We start from the raw sequence: 21,249 nt of genomic DNA, 5'->3' as shown, positions 1-21,249 counted from the left end.
AAGGCCCTGCTCCTACTGGGGGGGGGGGGCAAAAGCGAAGGCAAGCGTCGACGCCATAGCCACCGCCACCATCACCACGGTCTTCTTGGACAACATGAGCAGGAATCCCCCTGTAGATGAACACTTCTCCGATGCGCACGTCCGGCACCCGGCGGGGTGGACGTACGCTCCTTCGCACCATGCCCAAGCCAGTCTTGCCGAAACTGCGCGATATCGTCCGACGCGGGAAAAGGCATCGCCCGCCGCAGCACCGTCGAGCCTCACATGGGGAGGAGCTCGAAGGTCATGGCGGGGGTGCCGGCGAAGCGGGGGGCGGCCGAGGCGAAGAGGCCCCGCAGGAAGGCGCCGGGGTCGGCCATGGCGCCCCCTCCCAGGCCGTCCAGGTAGGCCCGGTGAGCCTCCAGGGAGGCCACCGCCCGCTCGACGTCGCCCTCGCCGACCGGCACGGCGTGGGTGGGCACCGGCGAGTTGGCCACCGCCACCCATCGCACCCCGCCCCACGGCTCCAGGCCCTGGTGCTCGGCCAGGTCCCGGAACACCCAGCGGTTGGCGGCATCGCGCACGGCGTCGATGACGGCCAGGCCGGTCACCTTGTGGTCGGCCATGTTCAGGGCCCCGGGGCCGAAGGTGTCGTGGTGGTTGAGGGTGACCACCAGCTCCGGCCGCACCCGCCGGATGGCCGCGGCGATGTCCCGGCGCAGGTCCAGGCCGGGGACCAGCATGCCGTCGGGATGGTCCAGGATCTCCAGGTCGTCGACGCCCACCGCGGCGCAGGCGGCCCGCTGCTCCTCGGCCCGCAGGGGCCCGGCCTCCTCTGGGGCCAGCCCGTCGATGCCGGCCTCCCCGGCGGTGACCAGCAGGTAGGCCACCCGCTTGCCCTGGTCGGTCCAGCGGGCCACCGCGGCCGAGGCCCCGTACTCCATGTCGTCGGGGTGGGCCACCACGGCCAGGGCCGTGGCCCAGTCCTCGGGCAGGGGCTCCAGCGGGGGCACGGGCAGGTCGGCGGCGTCCATCCCCGGCATCCTGCCCCGGCCAGGCGTCCCCCGCCGCCCCGCCCCACCCCACCGGTTCCGGGAGGGTGGGGCCCGGTCCCGGGCTCGGCTCCCCGGCCGTGGAGGGCCCGCCGTATCCTGGCCCCCGCCGCGGCGCCCGCCGCCCTGCTCCCAGTGAGGCACCGCATGAGCGACGTCCCGCCCAGCCCGTTCTCCCCCGAGGTGGTGTCCGCCATCGCCCGGCACATGAACGACGACCACGCCGAGGACAACGTGACCATCTGCCGCGGCCTGGGCGGCCAGCCGGCCACCACCGCCGCCACCATGACCGGCATGACCCCGGCCGGGATCGAGTTCGAGGCCACCGTCGACGGGTCGCCGACCTCGGTGGTCGTCCCGTGGGCCGAGCCGATCACCGAGCGGGCCCAGGTCCGGACCGAGGTGGTGCGCATGCACACCGAGGCCGCCGCCGCCCTCGGCCTGCCGGCCCGGGAGCACTGACCGTGCCCGGGCCCGACGACGGGGGGCGCTCGTGCCCAAGGTGATCGGCGGGTCGCTGGAGGCGCACCGGGACGTGACCCGGGAGCGCATCTTCGAGGCCCTGGCCCGGCTCATGTACGAGCGGGGCTACGACTCGGTCAGCCTGGCGGATGTGGCCGAGGCCGCCGGCCTGGCCCGCACGGCCATGTACAACTACTTCCCGGACAAGGAGTCGCTGCTGGTCGAGCACGTGGGCCGGGAGACCGACCGCTACGTGGCCCAGCTGCGTGACGCCCTCCGGGAGGTCGACGACCCGGTGGGCCAGATGCGGGCCTACATCCGCCACCAGCTCACCTACTTCTCCGAGAACCACCTGCCCCCGGGCCCGGCCCTGCGCCACCTGCTCCCCCAGGACGCCTTCGGGAAGATCCTCGACCACGTCCAGGCCCTGGAGGACGCCCTGCTGTCGATCCTGCGGGCCGGCGTCGACGGCCGCTACATGCTGTCGGAGGACCTGGGGGCCACGGCCTCGATGATCAACGCCTGCATCGGGCGGGGCAGCTCGCTGCACCCCGACCCCGAGGACCTGGAGCGCACCATCGCCCTGACCGAGAGCTTCGTGCTGCGAGCCCTGGGCGCCCGGGTCATGGCCGACGGCTCGCCCCGCCGCATCCCCCGACGCCGCTGACGCCGGGCCGCCCGGGTCCGCCGACCCTCAACCCGCCGGCCGGCGACGGTCAACGCCGGGGCAGGACCAGGGGCACGCCGGTGCGGGGGTGGGCCACCACCTCGACGGGGTGCTGGTAGACGGCGCTCAGGAGCTCGGCCTCGAGCACCTCGGCCGGCGGGCCGGCGGCCACCACGGCCCCGGCCTGCAGGACCACGATGCGGTCGGCGTGGGCCGCGGCCAGGCCCAGGTCGTGGAGCACCACCACCACGGCCACCCCGGTCTCGGCCCGCTGGCGGGCCAGGCCCAGCACCAGCTCCTGGTGGTGCAGGTCGAGCGCGGCGGTGGGCTCGTCCAGCAACAGCACCGGGGTCCGCTGGGCCAGCACCCGGGCCAGGGCGGCCCGGGCCCGCTCGCCCCCCGAGAGGGAGGGGAAGCGGCGGGTGGCCAGGTGGCCCACGTCGGTGGCCCGCAGGGCGTCCTCGACCACCGCGTCCCCGTCGGGATCGCCGTCGACGGCCACCCACGGGGCCCGGCCCATCTCCACCACGTCGCGCACCGTGAACGGGAAGGTGACCGTGACCTGCTGGGGCAGCACGGCCCGGCGCAGGGCCAGGTCGACCCCGGCCCAGGCCTCCAGGGGCCGCCCGGCCAGCCACACCTCGCCGGCGGTGCGGTCCAGGTCGCCGGCCAGGGCCCCGAGGAGGGTCGACTTGCCCGCCCCGTTGGGGCCGACCAGGGCCACGATCTCCCCGGCCCCCACGGCCAGGTCGACCCCGCCCAAGATGACGTGCCCGTCGATCTCCACCAGCACCTCGACCGCCTCCAGGGCCACGGTGCCGGCGGCCGGCGGGTCGGGGGGCACGGCCCGGCGGGCGGCCAGCAGGGACCTCATGCCCAGCCCCCCTGGCGGGCCCTCATGCGCCGCAGCTGCCAGAAGAAGAAGGGGCTGCCCACCAGGGCGGTGAGCACGCCCAGGGGCACCTCGGCCGGCGACGCCATGGTCCGGGCGGCGAGATCGGCCCCGACCAGGATGGTGGCCCCGGCCAGGGCGGAGCCGGGGATGAGCAGGCGGTGGCCGGGGCCGGCCACCATGCGGACCAGGTGCGGGATGACCAGGCCCACGAACAGCACCTGGCCGGAGATGGCCACCGCCGAGGCGGTGAGCACGGCCACCAGCAGGAGCACCACCCGGCGGGTGCGCTCCACGTCGACCCCCAGGTGGCGGGCGGGCCCGTCGCCCAGGGCCAGCAGGTCGAGGCGGCGGGCGAACAGGGGCGCCACGCCGATGCCCACCAGGGCCAGCGGGGCCACCACGGCCACCTTCGTCCACGTGGCCTGGGCCATGCTGCCCAGGGTCCAGAAGGTGATGCTGCGGAGCTGGGCGTCGTCGGAGTAGTAGGTGAGCAGGCCCAGCACGGCCCCGGTGAGGGCGTTGAGGGCGATGCCGGTGAGCACCATGGTGATGACCTCGGTGCGCCCGTCGGCCCGGGACGCCGCGTAGACGGCGAACACGGTGGCCAGGCCGCCCACGAAGGCGGCGCCGGTGATGCTCCAGGTGCCGAACGGGGCCAGCCCGGTGACGATGACCAGGACCGCGCCCAGAGCCGCCCCGGAGGAGACGCCGACGATGCCCGGCTCGGCCAGGGGGTTGCTGAACGTGCCCTGCATCAGGGCGCCGGCGCAGCCCAGCGAGCCGCCCACCAGCACGGTCAGGGCCACCCGGGGGAAGCGGATCTGCCACAGCACGTCCTCGCCCAGCGCGTCGGGGGTGGACCCCCAGCCCAGGCCGATGCGGTGCAGGATCGAGCCCAGGACCTCGGACGGGGGGATGCGGAAGGCGCCCGAGGCCCCGGCCGCCACGGTCAGCACGACCAGGCCGGCGGCCAGGGCCACCAGCAGCAGGCCGGAGCGGACCCAGCTGGTGGGGGCCACGGCGATCTCCGCCGGCTCCCCGCCGGGACCGGCGCCGGGGGGCGCCGGGGGCGGGCCGGGCGCGGCCGAGGGGCCCCCGGTCCGGGGGCCCCTCGGGTCGGGACCGATGTCGGTGGCCCCCCGGCCGCTCACCCGGACCTCACGGGAAGCGGGTGACGGCGCGGGTGGCGTACTCGGGGCTGGCGGCCAGGAACACGGCCAGGGCCAGGTCGCCGCGGCTGATGACCCGTGGGGTCCAATAGGCCAGGCCGGCGGCGTCGGCGCTCCGGCCCAGCAGGGCCTGGTAGAGGGCCCGGACCCGGGTGCGGGCCGACTCGTCGGATTGGTAGAGGCGGAGGGCGACGCGGCCCCGGCCCTGGGCCGCCACCTGGCCGATCCAGTAGGCCCGGCCCGACGGGTCGGAGTCCCGCAGCAGGATCTTCTGGTACAGGTCGTCGACCCAGGTCCCCACGGTGCCGCCGCCGATCCCGTCGAAGTACTCGTCCGACGCGTAGAACTCGGCTGCCACCCGGGCCACGGTGCGGCGCCCGCTGCGGAGCTGGCCCACCCAGTAGGCGACGCCGCCGGGGTCGCCGGCCCGCCCCAGGGTGTCCTGGTACAGCTTGTCGACCAGGGCCTCCAGCCACTGGTCGGAGGTCGAGAGGTCCCGCAGGTACCCGGCCGTGCCCCGGACCTCGAGGTGGTCGACCCCGTCGGCCACCTCGCCGTCGGTCGGCGCGTCGCCCAGGAAGTCGGTGAGGGTGGCGGTCACGAACGACTCCTCGGCGCTGCGGCGGTCGAAGACCACCGGGAGGTTGGCCGACCAGTCCCCCGCCGGGTCGGGGACGCCGTGGGCCCGGAAGGTGGAGACGAAGCCGCCGCCGGTGCGGAAGTCGCGGTCCACCTCGTCGGCCCCGGTGTAGACGGCCTGGACGTCCTCCAGGGTCGTCTGGAAGGCGCCGCCGGCCATGGCCACCGAGGGGATGAAGGCGGTCCGCTGGTACGGCGTGGCGTCGGTGGTGTTCTGGGGCTCCGGCCCGTAGAGGACGTAGACACCGGGGGAGGTGGTCGGGTAGCCGCTGCCCTTGACGGTGATGTCGTCGCCGTCGGGGTCGAACCCGCCGGCCGGAGTGAGCAGCAGCCGGGGCCCGGCGGCGAAGTCGATGGGCACCCGTACGTCCTGGCTGCGGTTGCCGCTGCCCCGGTGGTCGACCCGGGTCACGATCTTGCACGCCCACGCCTCCTCGGCCAGGTCGAGGCAGTCGGTGTTCTCGTCCCAGGACGCCACCCGCAGGGTGGTGCTGAACGAGCCGGTGGCCGAGATGGGCACCACGTCGGCGTCGCCGATGGGGTTGTTGGTGATCCACCGGGTGCCGGTCGTGCCCCCGGTCTGGTCGATGCCGCCGATGCACGGGGTGGCCTGGCCGGCCCCCTTGTCGACGCACACCGAGAGGTAGAGGCCCATGGTCGACACGTCGAACCCGGCCTCGGCGTCGAAACCGGTGCCGGTCACGGTGACGGTGGCGCCGTTGGGGTCGAGGGCGTCGACGTCGGAGACGGTGAGGGTCTGGCCCGCTGATCCGGTGTCGACACCCGGGGCCGCCCCGGCGGGGGTCGGGGCCACCAGGGCCAGCGCGCTCACGGCGGTGCCGGCCAGGGCGGCCGCCACCAGGGCGGCCACCGAGCGGCGGGCCCGGCGGGGCGGGGTGGGGACGGTGGTCATGAGGGTGCTCCTCCGGTGGGGTGGGCGTGGGTGGTGCGTCGGGCCCGGCGGGAGCCGAGCAGCAGGGCGGCGCCCCCGCCCAGCAGGGCCAGGCCCCACGGGAGGAGGCGGACATCAGCCCCGGTGGCGGCCAGGGTCGGGCGGGTCCCCCCGGTGGTGGCCCGCGACGAGGGGCCGGCCGGGGTGATCTGGTAGCCGGTGAAGGCGGGCGGCGCGTCGGGGTCGGCGGGGGCGATGGGGTCGGTGGTGCAGGCGGCCTGGCCGGCCCAGCACACCGGGACCTTCACGTCCTGGCTGCGATCGGCGCTGGCCCGGTGGTCCATCCGGCTGGCCAGCACGCAGCGCTCACCGGAGGCCAGGGCCAGGCAGTCCACGAACTCGTCCCGGGCGGCCAGGGTGAGGGTGGCCCGGAACGAGCCGTCGGGCTCGACCGCGGTCACCGCCTCGGGGGGCACGCCGTCGTAGGGGTTGTTGGTGACCCACGTCGACGAGCCGGTGGCCCCGGTGGTGTCGGCCCCGCCCACGCACGGGCTGGGGGCCACGCCCGGCCCCTGGTCGACGCAGAGGGCCAGGTACATGCCCTCGGTGGCGACGTCGAAGCCGGCGGCTGCGATGTAGCCCCGGCCCACCACCTCGACCTCGGTCCCGGCCGGGTCGAGGGCGTCGACGGGGGTCACGGTGAGGGTCTGGCCCGCGGGGCCGGTGCCCACGCCGGTGGCCCGGGGGGTGGCGGTGGGAGGCTGGGTGGGCGGCTCGGCCGGGTGCTCGGTGGCGGTGGTGACGGCCACGGCCAGGGATGCGGAGGTGCTGGGGTCGGCGTCGACCGTGCCCAGGAACTCGGCCGTCACGGCCCTTGTGCCGGGGGTGGCGAAGGTGACGGCCCGGGTGGCCTCGCCCAGGCCGTTGAGCTCGGCCGTGCCCAGGGAGGTGGCCCCCGCGAACAGCTCGACGGTGCCGCTGGTGATCGGGGCCCCGCCGGGGGCGGTGACGGTGGCCGTGAGGGTGAGCGGGTCGCCGGCCTCCACGCTGGAGGCGCTGGCGGCCAGGACCGTGGTGGTGGCCACCGCGGCCCGCTCGTCGGCCGTCGGGGCGGGGGCCGGGTCGGGGGCGACCGGGTCGCCAGGGGCGGCACCGGCGCCGGCCGGGGCCAGCGCCACCAGCACCCCGGCGGTGGCCACCGCGGCCAGGGCCGCGGCCAGGCGGCGACCGGCGGAGGGACGGGTGGGGCTCGGCGGCGGGGTCATGGGCGCTCCTCCTGGAGGGCGGGGCGGGCGGGGGTCACGGGCCGGTGTGGAGCTGGTCGACGATGAGCTCCAGGGCCCGGGCGGTGCGGCCGCCGAAGCTGTAGAGCAGGCCGTCCTCGACGGTGACGATGCGGCGGTCGCGGCCGGCGGGGGTCTGGCCGATGCCGGGGATCTGGACCAGGCCGTCGATCCCGCCCACCGAGTCGAGGCCGGTGGTGGTCATGAGGATCACGTCGGGGGCGGCCTCGGTGAGGGCCTCGCTGGTGATGGGGGTGAACGGCTTCTCCAACCCCATGGCGGTGCCGGCGTCCTCGCCCCCGGCCGCTTCGATCATGGCGTCGGCGCCGGAGCCGGGGCCGGCGATGAGGTAGACGCCGGCCGAGCCCCGCATGTACAGGAAGGCGACGCGGGGGCGGGGTCCCTCGGGGATGCCGGCCTGCACGGCGGTGATCTCCTCGGCCGCCTCCCGGGCCAGGGCCGCGCCGGCGGCCGGCACCCCCAGGGCCTGGGCGATCTGGCGGATGCGGCCGCCGATGCCCTCCAGGGTGGTGACCTCGTCCACCACCACCACCGGGACCCCGGCGTTGCGGATCTGGTCGACGGCCTCGGGCGGGCCGATGGTGGGGTCGACCAGGACCACGGTCGGGCGCAGGGACAGCACCGACTCGGCCGACACGTCGTGGCCCCGGGTGACGACGGGGACCTCCTCGGCCTCGACGAAGGTGGAGGCCACGTCCCGGCCCACCACGTTGTCACCCAGGCCCAGCCCGTAGACGGTCTCGGTGATGTTGCCCCACAGGGAGACGATGCGGCTCACGTCGTCGACCCGGACGGTGCGGCCGTCGGCCGAGCGCACCTCGGTGGGCAGCTCGGGCGGCGCGTCGGTGCCCACCGCCTCCACCGAGCGGTCCTCGGGCCGCTCCCCCGGCCCGGGGCCGGCCTGGGCCGCGCCGGGGCCGTCGGACCCGCTGCAGGCCAGGGTGCCCAGGCCCAGCAGGGCGACCAGGGAGGCGGCGGCCAGGCGGCGGCCGGGCCGGGCGGTCACGTCGGGCCCCCGCCGGGGGTGGGGGCCGGCGACGGGGGCCGCCGGGAGCGCAGGACGGCGGCGATGCCCCCGCCCCCGGCGGCCACCACCACCAGGGCCAGCAGGATCCAGGGCAGGGCCGACCCCGAGCCGCCGTCGTCGTTGCCCGAGGTGTCGGCCACGGGGGCGGGGGGCGCGGCCCGCTCGGCCCCGGTGGTGGCGGTGGTGGTCGAGGCCGGCCGCTCGTCGCCGAAGGCCACGGGCACGGCCAGGTCGAGGGTGCGGTCGTCGGCCGCGGCGTCGTCCCGCCGGACCACCACCGCGCAGTCGACCTCCCGGCAGTCGGTCTCGCCGTCGATCACCGGGGCCACGTCCAGCTCGACCTCGAAGGCGCCGCCCTCCCGGTACGGCACCACCAGGTCGACGGCGTGGTCGGGGGGCGACGACGACACCCAGCGCGAGGCGCCGGGACTGGACCCGGCCAGGCACGGGCCCGGGGCCTCGGTGGGGCTGGCGGCCACCCGGCACAGCGACACCAGCACGCCCTTGCTCTCGTCGAAGCCGGCGCCGGACACGGTGACGGTGGTGCCGGCGGGGTCCAGGTCGCCCACCTCGGACACGGTGACGGTGCGCTCGGCCGCGGTGGCGGTGCGGCCGTCGGCCGAGAGGGTGGCCTCCGGGGCGGGCGCCGGGGCCGTGGTGGTGGGCACGGGGGGCGGCGGCAGGGTCGAGGGCGTGGTCGACGGGGCCGGCTCGACCGGTGGGGGCGCGTCGCCGCTGGCGAAGCGGACCGGGAGCAGCAGGTCCTGGCTGCGATCGGCGGTGCGCACGTGGTCGCTGCGACTGACGATGGCGCACTGCACCTGCCGGCAGTCGTGGCCGCCGGCCAGGACGGGGCTGACGGTCACGCTCACGCTGAAGGTGCCGCCCGGCCCGTACGGCGTGGCCAGGCCCTGGCCGTAGGCGGGCGGGTTGGAGGAGATCCACGCCGAGGCGCCGCTGGTGCCGTCGATGTCGATGCCGCCCCCGCAGGGCGAGGGGGGCTGGTCGGGCGGGGTGACGAGGCAGAAGGCCACGTAGATGCCCTTGCTCACGTCGTAGCCGCTGCCCGACACCGCGACCTGCTGGCCCCCGGGGGCCAGGTCGACGGCCCGGGCCACCCGGAGGGTGCGCTGGCCGTCGGTGGCGGTCAGGCCGTCGGGCGAGACGGTGCTGCCGGGCCGGGCCTGGGCGGCCAGGGGGCCGGTGGGGGCGGCGCCGGCCGGGGGGACGGCTCCGAAGGAGGCCAGGCCGGCGACAGCCGCGGCCGCCAGCGCGGCCCGGGCGCCCAGCGGCCGCCGGCGGTCCCGGCGCCCCACTCCCGCCTCCCCTCGCCTCCGACCCACACTCATCTCGCCGTCCTCGCAGTTCCTGTTAACCATGCCTTCTAGATCGCAGAGGTTGCCGCACCACAGGCCGACCGCGCAAGCTGTCCAGGGCGGCGCCCCGCCCCGGCCCCCGGCCCGCCAGCCCCGCTCGTCGGCCCGAGAGGGCGATGAGACGACCAGCCGTCGTGAAGACGCGACATCTTGTCGTGAAGGTCCTTGCGCTCGGGGCCGCCAGGAGCGACACTGACGCCGCCCGGCCCCACCGACGGGAGCCGGACCCCGACCGGGAGAGACATGTCCACCACCCTCGACGACGGCCCCGACCAGCGCTTCTCGACCACCCTGCGGGAGCGCACGATGGCCGATCACGGCGACGCCGAGGGCTCGACCCTCATGGGCGACCTCATGGCCGGCACCCTGGAGCGGGCCCGCATCGGCGACATGCTGGCCCAGCACCTCATCGTCTACCGGGCCCTGGAGCGCACCGCCGAGACCTTCCGGGGCGACCCGGTGGTGGCCCCCTTCCTGTCCGACGACCTGGCCCGCACCCCGGCCCTGGAGCACGACGTGGCCGCCCTGCTGGGCGCCGAGGCGGTGGCCGCCCCCACCCCCCGACCCGCCACCGCGGCCTACGTGGCCCGCATCGAGGGCACCACCGACTGGCCCGGGGGCTTCGTGGCCCACCACTACACCCGCTACCTGGGCGACCTGTCGGGCGGCCAGCACATCGGCCGGGTGGTGGCCCGGGCGTATGCCGATCTCGACGTCCGCTTCTACACCTTCGACCGCATCGCCAGCCCCAAGGCGGTCAAGGAGGCCTACCGGGCCCAGCTCGACAGGTCCCCGTGGTCCGACGAGGAGCGCGAGCGCATCATCGACGAGGTCCGCGTGGCCTACGCCCTCAACACCGACCTCTTCCGCCAGCTCGACCAGCCGGCCTGAGGCGCCCCGCCGCTCGGCCGGGGGTCAGTCCAGCTGGGCGTGGAGGAAGGCCACGGCCTGCTCCCAGGCCCGGCGGGACGTCTCGGGGTCGTGGACCTCGGGCCGGGTGTCGTTGAAGAAGGCGTGGTCCACCCCGGGCCAGATGGTGATCTCGGCGTCGACGCCGGCGGCCCGCAGGTCGGACTCCAGCGCCCGGGCCTTGTCGGGGCCGAAGAAGCCGTCCTCGCCGGCGAAGTGGCCCTGCACCTCGGCCTGGACCTTCGACCAGTCGGGCGTGGCGTGCTCCCAGGGGATGAGCCCGTACCAGGGGACGCAGGCCCCGAAGGCGGCGGGCCGCTCGGCCGCCAGCACCAGGGCCAGCCCGCCCCCCATGCAGAACCCGGTGACACCCAGGACGTCGGAGGTGGTCGACGGGCTCTCCTGGAGGAACTTGATGGCCCCCGACATGTCGGCCACGGCCTGGTCGAGGTTCAGGGCCATCATGAGCTTGCCGGCCTCGTCGGGCTCGGTGGTGGTCTCGCCGTGGTAGAGGTCCGGGGCCAGGGCCACGAAGCCCTCGGCCGCGAACCGGTCGCACACGTCGCGGATGTGGTCGACCAGGCCCCACCACTCCTGGATGACGATCAGCCCGGGACCCACCCCGCGCTCGGGCTCGGCCAGGTAGCCGTGCGCCGTGTCGTCGCCGTTCGTGAACTCAACGTCCTGACCCATGGCGCCGACCCTACCCACGCCGCTCCCCCGCCATCAGGAGCCCGCCACCAGGAGCCGCCGTCGGGAACGGGGATCAGTAGCCGCCCTCCAGCTTGCGGTGGTCCCAGCTGACGGTGCGCTCCGGGCGCAGGAGGAGGGCCACCCGCTTGTTGACCACCACCTCGGCCACCGCCGCCCGGTCGGCCTCGGCCACCTCGGGGTGGTAGCGGTCCAGCACGCTGGTGGCGATGGCCAGGAGCGTGTCCCGGTCGTCGGTCAGCTCCATGGTGCCGACCAGCTCGACACCGCGCAGCGTGGGGTAGCTGTCGCCGTCCTCGACCAGGGCCGTGACCCGGGGGTCGCGCCGCAGGTTCTGCACCTTCTGGGACCGGGCGAAGGTCTCGAAGCCCACCGTCCCGTCGGGCAGGAAGCCGTACCACATGGCCACCAGGTGGATGGTGCCGTCGTGGTTGTGGGTGGCCAGGTTCATGGTGTGGCGCCCGGCCAGGAAGGCCTCGACCTCGGCGGGGACCATCTTGATCTGCTGGCGTCGGGACACGGGGCCTCCAGGGTCGGTGGTCAGGGCGTGTGGGAACCGGGGGTGCGGGCCGGGCGCAGCAGCTCGGAGGCCACGCCGCAGGTGGCGCGCCCCAGCCCCTCGGTCGGCTCGACCGGGCCGGCCGGCCCCACCACCCGGTCGACGAGGGGGCCCGGCACCAGGTCGTGGTCGGACTCCCAGGGCTCCTCGGTGTCGAGCACGGCGTCGGTGCAGGCCGCGAACAGCGGCGCCGGCAGCACCCGGCCCACGGGGGCCACCAGCCACACGGTGCGCCCCGCGGCCCGGGCCACGGCGGCCGCGGCCCGGCTCCCCCGGGCGGCCAGGGCCCCGGCCGGGCCGGCGGCCACGGCCTCGATCAGCACCACGTCCACGGCGGCGGCCGCCGCCCCCACCGCCTCGGTGGGCACGTCGACCACGTCGACGTCGACCCGGGCCAGGACCCGACCCACGTCGACGCCGGTGCCGTCGTCGGCGGCCAGCACCTCCAGGTCGCCCCGCCGGGCCAGGGCCGGCACCACGGTGCCGGGCCAGCCCACGACCAGCACCCGGGCCTCGTCGGGGAGGGCGGCGGCCAGCGCCGCGGCGGTGGGGTCGCCCTCCACCTCGGCCGCGGCCCGCCGTCCCTCGGCGGCCGGGTCGGCCGCCACCAGCACCCGGCTGCACATCCACCACAGGGCGCCGGCGGCCGGGTGGCGGGCGACCAGGCGGCGGGCGGCGGCCACCAGCCCGGCCGGGTCGTCGTCGAAGGCGCCGAGGGCGTGGGCGGCCTCGGCCACCAGGTCCACGGGGTCGACGCCGCGGGCGCGGGCCACGTCGCGGAGCCTCTCGATGGGGTGCACGGGCCCGGCGCTAGCCGCCCGGCTGCCAGATCATGTTGACGAGCTGGAGCAGGAACAGCAGGTGGAGCATGCCGCCGAACATGGCGATCCGGGACTCGGCCTCGACCGAAGCCCCCTGCTGGGCCTCCTTGCGCTCGGCCGGGATGAGGGCCAGGAACAGGATGCCCAGCATCAGGAACCACAGCAGGAGGGCGATCGACACCCAGGGGTCGGAGAACTCGACCAGCTTCTGGCCGCCCGGGTCGGGGCTGAGCACCACGGCCAGGGCCCCGAACACGCCGTTGAGGATCAGGGCCGGGCCGTACACGGTGGCCGACAGCACCGGGACCAGGGCCCGCACCGACCCCGGCACCCCCTCGCCCTTGCGCATCTTGGCGTTGAGCACGGGCCACACCCACGCCGGGGCGAAGGCCACCACCGCCGCGAAGATGTGCAGCAGCACCATCAACCGGTAGGGGAACGAGTCGTAGATGGCGGCGAGCAACGGGACCTCCGGAGCAGGGGGAAGACGCGGCAACCTACCCCGACCCCCCGGGCCCCGACGGTTTCGGGGCCACCGGGCGCCGTTGCTACCTTCGGGCCGTGCCCGTGGCTGAGCAGGTCCCCGACAGCGTGTCCCTCACCGCCCTGAGCGGCGACGTGGCCAGCCTCGACGACTGGCTGACCACCTTCCAGCTCGCCGTGGTGGTCATCGACCCGTTCACCTCCGAGAGCGCCTGGCTCCTCGACACCGCCGGGCGCCTCCTCACCGAGTTCCGGGAGGCCGACTGCCGCGTGGCCTGGGTCGTCACCTCCGACGCGGCGGACGCCCGCACCTTCCTGGGCCCGTGGGCCGACGACCTGCTCACCTTCTGCGACCCCGACCGGTCCTTCGTGGCCGGCGTCGGCCTGGCCCACCTGCCCGCCTTCGTGCACCTGCGCCAGGACCGGGTGGTGGTCAGCGTGGCCGAGGGCTGGGACCCGGCCGAGTGGGACGCCGCCATCGGCGAGCTGACCCGCATGATGTCGTGGTCGCGGGTCGAGGTCCCGCCCCCCGGGGCCCCGGGGCCCTTCGCCGGCTCCCCGGCGACTTGACCCCGGCCAGGCCGGGCCGGGCCCGCCCGGTCAGGACGGCCGGCCGCCCCGGGTGAGGGCCAGCAGGTCCAGGGCCCGGTCCAGCTCGGCCTCGTCCAGCAACCCGGCGTCCAGCACCACCTCGCGGATCGAGCGGCCGGTGGCCGCGCTCTCCTTCACCAGGGCGGCCACCCTCTCGTAGCCCAGCACCGGGTTGAGGGCGGTGGCGGCCTGGGGGGTGGCCTCGGCGTAGGCCCGGCAGCGGTCCACGTCGGCCTCGATGCCGTCGATGCAGCGGTCGGCGAACAGCCGGCTCACCGAGGCCAGCAGGTCGACCGACTCGAGCAGGCCGCGGGCGATCACCGGCAGGAACACGTTGAGCTCGAAGTTGCCCTGGCTGGCGGCGAAGGCCACCGCGGTGTCGTTGCCGTGGACCTGGGCCACCACCTGGCTGACCGCCTCGGGGATCACCGGGTTCACCTTGCCGGGCATGATCGACGAACCGGGCTGGAGATCGGGCAGGCGGATCTCGGCCAGGCCGGTGCGGGGGCCCGAGGCCATCCAGCGCAGGTCGTTGGCCACCTTGAGCAGGCCGGCGCCCAGGGCCCGCAGCTCGCCCGACAGGCTGGCCAGCTCGTCGCGCCCCCCCTGGGCCGCGAAGTGGTCGGGGGCCTCCACCAGCTCCACGTCGAGCCGCTCGGCCACCAGGGCGATGGCGGCCGCGGCGTAGCCCTCGGGGGCGTTCAGCCCGGTGCCGGTGGCCGTCCCCCCCAGCGGCAGCTGCCCCACCCGGGGCAGGGTGGCGGCCAGGCGGGCCCGGGCCGCCTCGACCTGGGCGGCGTAGCCGTCCATCTCCTGGCCCAGGGTCACCGGGGTGGCGTCCATGAGGTGGGTGCGCCCGGCCTTCACCACCTCGGCGGTCTCGTCGGCCTTGCGGCGCAGGGCGGCGGCCAGGTGGTCCAGGGCCGGCAGCAGCCGGTGGCGGACGCCCACCGCGGCGGCCACGTGGATGGCCGTGGGGAACACGTCGTTGGAGGACTGCGAGGCGTTGACCTCGTCGTTGGGGTGCACCGGGCGGCCCAGGCGCTCGCCGGCCAGGGCCGCGATCACCTCGTTGGCGTTCATGTTGGTGGACGTGCCCGACCCGGTCTGGAACACGTCGACCGGGAACTCGTCGTCCCACCGGCCCTGGGCCACCTCGCCGGCGGCGGCGGCGATGGCCGCGGCCACGTCCTCGTCGACGACGCCCAGGCGCCCGTTGACCTCGGCCGCGGCCGCCTTGACCGCCCCCAGGGCGTGGATCAGGGCGGGGGCCACCCGCAGGCCCGACACGGGGAAGTTCTCGACCGCCCGCTGCGTCTGCGCCCCCCACCGGGCCGCGGCCGGCACCCGCACCTCCCCCATGGTGTCGCGCTCGGTCCGGAACCCGTCCTCGTCGGCCATGGCCCCGGTCTACCGCCCGCGGCCCCGGCCCGCGCCGGCCACGGTCAGTCGTCCTCGGCCCGGGCCAGGAGGCTGGCCGCAGCCGACAGGGCCAGGGCGGTGGCCACGGGAGCCCAGGCCCGGGGGGCGGCCCGCCGGGCCGCCACCACGCTCCCGGCGATCCACATGCCGGCGCACCAGCGGCAGGTGACCAGGCGGGCCAGCTTCGGGGGGTCGGCCAACTGGTCGACCACCTGCTGGGCCGTGTCCGAGCCGAGGGCCTCCTGGGTCTCGGGGCCGTCCGGCACCATGCGATCGACCAGGGAGCGCCGCCACGGCTCGCTGATGACGTCGGCCGTGGCCAACCGGGTCAGGCGATAGGCGGCCAGGGCGTCGACCACCAGCTCCAAGGGCTCGGACGGGGACCGGGAGGAGGAACGCACGACGGGGGACTGCCCCCGCCGGCCCCGCTCACGCACCTGGGGGGACCCGGGACCGACGTGACCGATCGCACGTTCGCGATCTGCGTCGTCCTGCTTGCTGGGGGCAGCACGGTCCCGGAGGCGAACGCCTCCCCCCCGATCCCACCCCCCGAGGTTCCCATGACCCCACCCACCGACGACAGCCCCCTCGTCGAACGCGTGAAGGGCGCGGCCAAGGGCCTGGCCGGCGCCGTCACCGGCGACGAGGACCTGGCCCGCGAGGGCCGGCTCCACACCGAGAAGGCCGAGGCCCTGGACGACGCCAACCGGCTCGAGGCCCAGGCCGCCCAGGACGCCGAGGACGCCGAGCTGGCCCAGCGGGAGCACGACCTGGAGGCCGAGCGCCGCCGCCTGGCCGACGAGGAGACCGCCGACCGGCGCCAGCAGCGCATCGAGGAGGAGCGCCAGAAGCGCGAGGCCCGCATCGAGGCCCAGGCCGCCGGCCGGGAGCAGGCCGTCGAGGCCGAGACCCGGGCGGCCGGGCGGGCCGCCGCCCACCAGCGCGTGGAGGCGGCCCGGGACCGGGCCGAGGAGCACCAGGAGGCCGACACGCTCGAAGGCGAGGCCGAACGGGCCCGCCGCCAGGCCGAGGTCCTCGACGCCGCCGCCGACACCGTCCAGGAGAGGTGACCCCCATGCCCACCATCCAGCAGATCCCCCGCACCACCGTGCGCCTCAGCGTCGCCGCAGCGCGACTGCCGCTCACCGCGGTCGAGACCGTCACCGGCCACGGCCAGGACGAGGAGTGGCCGCCCACGCTCGTCTTCGAGGGCCTGGAGGCCCAGCTCAAGCTGGTCGCCGGCACCGTCCTGGGCGACACCGTGCTGGCCGAGGAGGGCCGGCTGCTCCGGGCCAAGGTCACCCGCCTGCGCCAGGCCGCCGACCTCGAGGCCGAGGCCGCGGCCAAGCGGGGCGAGGCCGACGAGGCCCTCCGGGACCGCACCGCCGCGGCCCGCCGGGCCGAGGAGCAGGCCGAGCGCCAAGAGGCCGAGCGCAGCCGCGCCATCGAGCGCGAGAAGTCCGAGGCCAAGCGCCGGGCCGACGCCGAGGCCCGCCAGGCCGAGCGCCGGGCCCGGGACGCCGAGGAGCAGGCCGAGCAGGCCCGGAACCGCCAGGCCCGCCGGTCCCGGGCCAAGGCCCTCACCGCCGAGGAGAAGGCCCTGGCCAAGGAGAAGGCGGCCGCCTCCCGGACCCGGGCCGCCCGCCAGGCCGACTCCAAGGCCCGGGCCACCAAGGCGGCCCGCAAGAGCAGCCGCTGACCGGACCGCTCCCCGGACCGCCGGGCCGCCGGCCCGGATGGCCCGCTCCCCGGGCCCGGCCGTACCGTGGATCCGCCCGGCCCCGCCGCCGGGCGGATCCACAGCGCCCCGGGGGCCCGATGACCGACTTCACCTACACGCCGCTGCTGCCCACCGGGCCCGACCCCACCTCGTATCGCGCCCTGGGTGACGACGGCGTGGCCACCGTGGAGGCCGCGGGCCGCACCTTCCTCACCGTCGAGCCCCGGGTGCTCACCGCGCTGGCCGCCGAGGCCATGCACGACATCGCCCACCACCTGCGCCCGGGGCACCTGGCCCAGCTGGCCCGCATCCTCGACGACCCCGAGGCCTCGGCGAACGACCGCTTCGTGGCCACCGACCTGCTCCAGAACGCCAACGTAGCCGCCGGCGGCATCCTGCCCATGTGCCAGGACACGGGGACGGCCATCGTCAAGGCCAAGAAGGGCGAGCTGGTGCTCACCGGCGGGGGCGACGAGGAGGCCCTCAGCCGGGGCATCTTCGACACCTACCAGCGCCACAACCTGCGCTACTCGCAGATGGCCCCCCTGACCACGTGGGACGAGGCCAACACCGGGACCAACCTGCCGGCCGAGGTGAAGATCGCGGCGGTGGACGGGGCCCAGTACTCGTTCCTGTTCATGGCCAAGGGCGGCGGCTCGGCCAACAAGTCGTTCCTGTTCCAGGAGACCAAGGCCCTGCTCTCCCCGGCCCGGTTGATGGCCTTCCTGGACGACAAGCTGCGCCTGCTGGGCACCTCGGCCTGCCCGCCGTACCACCTGGCCGTGGTCATCGGCGGCACCTCGGCCGAATCGGCGCTGGAGACGGCCAAGCTGGCCTCGGCCCGCTACCTCGACGCGCTGCCCACCGAGGGCTCGGCCGCCGGGCACGGGTTCCGCGACCTGGAGCTGGAGGAGGAGGTCCTGCGCCTCACCCAGGCCTTCGGCATCGGGGCCCAGTTCGGGGGCAAGTACTTCTGCCACGACGTGCGGGTCGTGCGCCTGCCCCGCCACGGGGCGTCGTGCCCGGTGGCGGTGGCCGTGTCGTGCTCGGCCGACCGCCAGGCCCGGGCCAAGATCACCGCCGAGGGCGTCTTCCTGGAGGAGCTGGAGCGCGACCCGGCCCGGTACCTGCCCGAGGTCACCGACGAGGGCCTGGGCGGCGACGTGGTCCGGGTCGACCTGGACCGGCCCATGGCCGAGATCCGGGCCGAGCTGGCCCGGCACCCGGTCAAGACCCGGCTCTCCCTCACCGGCACCGTGGTGGTGGCCCGCGACATCGCCCACGCCAAGATCGCCGAGCGCCTCGACGCCGGCGAGGCCATGCCCCGGTACCTGCAGGACCACCCCGTGTACTACGCCGGGCCGGCCAAGACCCCCGAGGGCTACGCCTCGGGCTCCTTCGGGCCCACCACCGCCGGGCGCATGGACGCCTACGTCGAGCGCTTCCAGGCCGCCGGGGGCTCGCTGGTCATGCTGGCCAAGGGCAACCGCAGCCAGCAGGTCACCGACGCCTGCCGGCGCCACGGCGGCTTCTACCTGGGCTCGGTGGGCGGGCCCGCGGCCCGCCTGGCCCGGGACTGCATCCGCAGGGTCGAGGTGCTCGAGTACCCGGAGCTGGGCATGGAGGCGGTGTGGCGCATCCAGGTCGAGGACTTCCCCGCCTTCGTGGTGGTGGACGACAAGGGCAACGACTTCTTCGCCGAGGTGTCCCGCCCGGTCGACCTGGGCGCCAAGCTCATGCGCCCGCCCCGCTGACCGGCCGGGGTCAGGCCAGGGCCACCATCTCCAGCAGGTCGTCGGACCAGTGGTCGACGTGGCCGTCGGGCATGAGCAGGGCCCGGTCCGGGCGAAGGGCCCGCACGAAGTCGGTGTCGTGGCTCACCAGGATGATGCTCCCCGGCCAGCCGGCCAGCGAGGAGGCCACCGCCTCCCGTGAGCCCGGGTCCAGGTTGTTGGTGGGCTCGTCCAGCAGGAGCAGGTTGTGGCGCCCGGCCACCAGCTGGCACAGGGCCAGCTTGGTCTTCTCGCCGCCGGAGAGGGTGCCGGCGGCCTGGAACACCTTGTCGCCGGTCAGGCCGAACATGCCCAGCAGGCCCCGCAGCTCGCTCTCGCTCTGGCCGGTGGCGGCGTCGCGGAGCTGGTCGAGCAGGGTCCGGTGGGCGTCGATGCCCTCGTGCTCCTGGGCGTAGTAGCCGATCGACACGTTGAGGCCGGGCCGCACCTCGCCGCTGGTCGGCTCCTGCACCGCGGCCAGGGAGCGCAGCAGGCTGGTCTTGCCGGCCCCGTTGAACCCCATGACCACCATGCGCTCGCCCCGCCCCATGGAGAAGCGCACGCCGTCGAAGACCCGCAGGTCGCCGTAGGCCACCGACAGGTCGGCCACCTCCAGCACCGTGCGCCCGGCGTGGGGCGGGTCGGGGAAGCGCACCCGGGCCACCTGCTGGCGCCGGGGGGCGTCGGTGGCGCCGTCCTGGATGCGGGCGATGCGCTTCTCCAGGCTGTGGGCCATGGCCGCCTTGGTAGCCTTGGCCCCGAAGCGGTCCACGATGTTCTGCAGCCGGTCGACCTCCTTGGCCCGGGCCGCGGCCTCCTTGCGCAGGCGGTCCTCGTCGGCGGCCCGCTGGCGCTGGTACTGGGAGTACGTGCCCTTGTACTCGTGCATGGTGCCCAGCTCCTCGTGGCCCGCCCGGTCCAGGTGGATGACCCGGGTGATGGCCTCGTCGAGGAGGTCGAGGTCGTGGCTGATGACCAGCAGGCCACCCCGGTAGCGGCGCATGTACTCGAGCAGCCACTCCTTGGCGTCGGTGTCGAGGTGGTTGGTGGGCTCGTCCAGGAGGAGCAGGTCGCTGCCGGCGAAGAGGATGCGGGCCAGCTCGACCCGGCGGCGCTGGCCGCCCGACAGCGAGGTGACGGGGAGGTCGAGGCGGTCATCGGGCAGGCCCAGCCCGGCGGCCAGGCGGCGCACCTCGCTCTCGGCCTGGTAGCCGCCGTCCATCCGGAACCGCTCCTCGGCCCGGGTGTAGCGCTCGACGGCCCGGTCCGAGGGGTCCTCCTCCATGCGGACCCGCAGCTTCTCCAGGCGGACGATGGCCTCGTCCAGGCCCCGGCCGGACAGGACGTGCTCCAGGCCGGTGCGGGTGTCGGGCACCCCGTCGAGCCGGGGGTCCTGGGGCAGGTAGCCCAGGCCGCCCTCGCGGCGCACGCTCCCCCGCGACGGCTCACCGGCCCCGCCCAGCAGCTTGAGCATGGTCGTCTTGCCCGCCCCGTTGCGGCCCACCAGGCCGACCTTGTCGCCGGCGCGGACGGTGAAGGAGACGCCGTCGAGGAGGATCGTCCCCCCCACATCGACCCGGAGCCCGTTGACCGTCAGCACCTGGTGAGGGTGCCACGCCGGGCCCCCGCCACCAACTGCGATGAGGGGCGCTTGCTACCGTCCGCCGGTGCCCGACCTGCTCCCCTTCCCGTCCCAGCCGGCCGGCGTGGCCTGGCCCACGGAGGGGTGGGAGGAGGCGGCGCCGCCGGCCGAAGCGCTCGACGGGGGCCTGGAGGCCAGGATCGATGCCCTCGTCGGGCCGGGCACCGAGCCGGCCGTGGGCCACACCAACGCCCTGGCCATCGTGCACCGGGGCCGGATCGTGGTCGAGCGCTACGGCCACCGGGAGATGGGGCCGCTGGCCGAGCTGGCCGGCGTGCAGCCCGGGCCCCTGGGCCCCACCGACCCCCTCTACTCGTGGTCGATGGCCAAGAGCGTCCTCCACCTGGCCGTCGGGGTGGCCCGGGGCCAGGGCCTCCTGGACGAGGCGGCCCCGGCCCCGGTGCCGACCTGGCAGGGCGAGGGCGACCCCCGGCGGGCCATCACCTGGGACGACCTGCTGGCCATGCGCCCGGGCCTGGCCTGGGTGGAGGAGTACGTGGCCGCCGAGGGGGCGCCCCTGCCGGACGTCATCACCATGCTCTACGGGGGCGAGGCCTCGGCCGACATGGCCGCCTTCGCCGCCTCGTTCCCCCTGGTGCAGCGGCCCGGGTCGCCGGAGGCCTACTGCTACTCGTCGGGCACCACCAACATCGTGGCCCGGGCCCTCCAGGACACCCTGGGCCTGGATGGCGAGGCCATGACCTCCTGGGTCCAGGAGGCGATCCTGGCCCCCCTCGGGGCCTCGGCCACCTTCGGGCTGGACGGGCGGGGCACGTGGGTGGCCTCGTCGCACGTGGACATGGTGGCCCGGGACTGGCTCCGGCTGGGGCTGCTGGTGCTGCGGGGCGGCACCTGGGACGGCCGGGAGGTGGTGGCCCCCGACTGGATCGACCACGGCCGCACCCCCCGCTCCGTGGACGAGGGCATGTACCACGGGGCCCACTGGTGGGCCCGCCCCCACCGGGACGACGGCATGTTCATGGCCCACGGCTTCGAGGGCCAGCGCCTGCTCATGTCGCCCACCCGGGACCTGGTGCTGTTCCGCCAGGGCAAGACCGCGGCCGACGACATCGACCTGCTCAACGACCGGCTCCTGGCCGTGGTCGACCTGTTCCCCCCCGCCTGACCCCACCCCTCCCCCGTTCCGGGCACGAAAG

Annotated in this window: 22 protein-coding genes; 8 read left to right on the top strand and 14 right to left on the bottom strand. The window is 75.8% G+C overall.

The window, feature by feature from the left end; genetic code table 11:
- Positions 1 to 260: 260 nt before the first annotated feature.
- Positions 261 to 1,013, bottom strand: coding sequence for a PIG-L deacetylase family protein (locus tag VEW93_05520; GenBank protein ID HYI61247.1), 753 nt, complete (start codon positions 1,011 to 1,013; stop codon positions 261 to 263).
- 165 nt (positions 1,014 to 1,178) lie between these two features.
- Here VEW93_05520 and VEW93_05515 point away from each other — a divergent pair, with 165 nt between their 5' ends.
- Together VEW93_05515 and VEW93_05510 are read left to right on the top strand one after the other, a co-directional pair.
- Positions 1,179 to 1,493 (top strand): DUF2470 domain-containing protein, encoded by a 315-nt coding sequence (locus VEW93_05515; protein HYI61246.1) that lies wholly within the window; start codon positions 1,179 to 1,181, stop codon positions 1,491 to 1,493.
- A gap of 31 nt (positions 1,494 to 1,524) precedes the next feature.
- Positions 1,525 to 2,160, top strand: coding sequence for a TetR/AcrR family transcriptional regulator (locus VEW93_05510; protein HYI61245.1), 636 nt, complete (start codon positions 1,525 to 1,527; stop codon positions 2,158 to 2,160).
- Between the two features lie 49 nt (positions 2,161 to 2,209).
- On the opposite strand, the gene VEW93_05505 is transcribed toward VEW93_05510, so the two are convergent.
- The 6 genes from VEW93_05505 to VEW93_05480 all read right to left on the bottom strand — a co-directional run bounded on the left by VEW93_05505 (position 2,210) and on the right by VEW93_05480 (position 9,402).
- A complete protein-coding gene (locus VEW93_05505) occupies positions 2,210 to 3,034 on the bottom strand; it encodes a heme ABC transporter ATP-binding protein (GenBank protein HYI61244.1) in 825 nt (274 codons plus the stop codon).
- A complete protein-coding gene (locus tag VEW93_05500) occupies positions 3,031 to 4,074 on the bottom strand; it encodes an iron ABC transporter permease (protein HYI61243.1) in 1,044 nt (347 codons plus the stop codon). The genes VEW93_05505 and VEW93_05500 overlap by 4 nt, the downstream gene beginning before the upstream one ends.
- Positions 4,075 to 4,213: 139 nt before the next feature.
- Positions 4,214 to 5,776: a DUF4214 domain-containing protein gene (locus tag VEW93_05495; protein HYI61242.1), complete on the bottom strand. Its 1,563-nt coding sequence runs from the start codon at positions 5,774 to 5,776 to the stop codon at positions 4,214 to 4,216.
- Complete coding sequence (locus VEW93_05490; GenBank protein HYI61241.1) at positions 5,773 to 7,020, bottom strand: Ig-like domain-containing protein; 1,248 nt, start codon at positions 7,018 to 7,020, stop codon at positions 5,773 to 5,775. Before VEW93_05490 ends, VEW93_05495 begins: the two co-directional genes overlap by 4 nt.
- 34 nt (positions 7,021 to 7,054) lie before the next feature.
- Entirely contained in the window at positions 7,055 to 8,065 is a 1,011-nt protein-coding gene (locus VEW93_05485; protein HYI61240.1) for an ABC transporter substrate-binding protein, read from the bottom strand.
- Entirely contained in the window at positions 8,062 to 9,402 is a 1,341-nt protein-coding gene (locus tag VEW93_05480) for a hypothetical protein (protein ID HYI61239.1), read from the bottom strand. The genes VEW93_05485 and VEW93_05480 overlap by 4 nt, the downstream gene beginning before the upstream one ends.
- Positions 9,403 to 9,705: 303 nt before the next feature.
- On the opposite strand from VEW93_05480, the gene VEW93_05475 reads away from it, so the two are divergent.
- Entirely contained in the window at positions 9,706 to 10,353 is a 648-nt protein-coding gene (locus VEW93_05475) for a biliverdin-producing heme oxygenase (protein HYI61238.1), read from the top strand.
- 24 nt (positions 10,354 to 10,377) lie between these two features.
- On the opposite strand, the gene VEW93_05470 is transcribed toward VEW93_05475, so the two are convergent.
- The 4 genes from VEW93_05470 to VEW93_05455 form a co-directional block, all read right to left on the bottom strand.
- Positions 10,378 to 11,064, bottom strand: a complete 687-nt coding sequence (locus tag VEW93_05470; GenBank protein ID HYI61237.1) for a dienelactone hydrolase family protein — start codon at positions 11,062 to 11,064, stop codon at positions 10,378 to 10,380.
- A 73-nt stretch (positions 11,065 to 11,137) separates the two neighbouring features.
- Positions 11,138 to 11,602 (bottom strand): TIGR03618 family F420-dependent PPOX class oxidoreductase, encoded by a 465-nt coding sequence (locus tag VEW93_05465; GenBank protein HYI61236.1) that lies wholly within the window; start codon positions 11,600 to 11,602, stop codon positions 11,138 to 11,140.
- 20 nt (positions 11,603 to 11,622) lie between these two features.
- Complete coding sequence (locus VEW93_05460) at positions 11,623 to 12,414, bottom strand: hypothetical protein (protein ID HYI61235.1); 792 nt, start codon at positions 12,412 to 12,414, stop codon at positions 11,623 to 11,625.
- A 37-nt stretch (positions 12,415 to 12,451) separates the two neighbouring features.
- Positions 12,452 to 12,925, bottom strand: coding sequence for a hypothetical protein (locus VEW93_05455; protein ID HYI61234.1), 474 nt, complete (start codon positions 12,923 to 12,925; stop codon positions 12,452 to 12,454).
- 98 nt (positions 12,926 to 13,023) lie between these two features.
- Here VEW93_05455 and VEW93_05450 point away from each other — a divergent pair, with 98 nt between their 5' ends.
- Entirely contained in the window at positions 13,024 to 13,515 is a 492-nt protein-coding gene (locus VEW93_05450) for a hypothetical protein (GenBank protein HYI61233.1), read from the top strand.
- A gap of 30 nt (positions 13,516 to 13,545) precedes the next feature.
- Here VEW93_05450 and VEW93_05445 read toward each other — a convergent pair whose 3' ends face one another.
- Both VEW93_05445 and VEW93_05440 read right to left on the bottom strand, forming a co-directional pair.
- Positions 13,546 to 14,937 carry a class II fumarate hydratase gene (locus tag VEW93_05445; protein ID HYI61232.1) on the bottom strand — a complete coding sequence of 464 codons (1,392 nt, stop codon included), beginning with the start codon at positions 14,935 to 14,937 and terminating at the stop codon, positions 13,546 to 13,548.
- A 44-nt stretch (positions 14,938 to 14,981) separates the two neighbouring features.
- Complete coding sequence (locus VEW93_05440) at positions 14,982 to 15,359, bottom strand: DUF1360 domain-containing protein (protein ID HYI61231.1); 378 nt, start codon at positions 15,357 to 15,359, stop codon at positions 14,982 to 14,984.
- 159 nt (positions 15,360 to 15,518) lie between these two features.
- On the opposite strand from VEW93_05440, the gene VEW93_05435 reads away from it, so the two are divergent.
- The 3 genes from VEW93_05435 to VEW93_05425 all read left to right on the top strand — a co-directional run bounded on the left by VEW93_05435 (position 15,519) and on the right by VEW93_05425 (position 18,432).
- Entirely contained in the window at positions 15,519 to 16,028 is a 510-nt protein-coding gene (locus VEW93_05435) for a hypothetical protein (protein ID HYI61230.1), read from the top strand.
- 5 nt (positions 16,029 to 16,033) lie between these two features.
- Positions 16,034 to 16,657 (top strand): hypothetical protein, encoded by a 624-nt coding sequence (locus tag VEW93_05430; protein ID HYI61229.1) that lies wholly within the window; start codon positions 16,034 to 16,036, stop codon positions 16,655 to 16,657.
- Between the two features lie 119 nt (positions 16,658 to 16,776).
- The gene (locus tag VEW93_05425; GenBank protein ID HYI61228.1) at positions 16,777 to 18,432 is read left to right on the top strand and encodes a fumarate hydratase; all 1,656 of its coding nucleotides are present in this window, start codon (positions 16,777 to 16,779) and stop codon (positions 18,430 to 18,432) included.
- 10 nt (positions 18,433 to 18,442) lie between these two features.
- Here VEW93_05425 and VEW93_05420 read toward each other — a convergent pair whose 3' ends face one another.
- Positions 18,443 to 20,050: an ABC-F family ATP-binding cassette domain-containing protein gene (locus tag VEW93_05420; GenBank protein HYI61227.1), complete on the bottom strand. Its 1,608-nt coding sequence runs from the start codon at positions 20,048 to 20,050 to the stop codon at positions 18,443 to 18,445.
- Positions 20,051 to 20,117: 67 nt separating this feature from the next.
- Between VEW93_05420 and VEW93_05415 the strand changes: the two genes are divergently transcribed.
- Positions 20,118 to 21,218 carry a serine hydrolase gene (locus VEW93_05415; protein ID HYI61226.1) on the top strand — a complete coding sequence of 367 codons (1,101 nt, stop codon included), beginning with the start codon at positions 20,118 to 20,120 and terminating at the stop codon, positions 21,216 to 21,218.
- Positions 21,219 to 21,249 lie beyond the last annotated feature (31 nt).

This window comes from Acidimicrobiales bacterium, from assembly GCA_035630295.1.
Taxonomy (GTDB): domain Bacteria; phylum Actinomycetota; class Acidimicrobiia; order Acidimicrobiales; family Iamiaceae; genus Iamia.
This window is presented reverse-complemented; position numbering and strand designations above follow the sequence as displayed.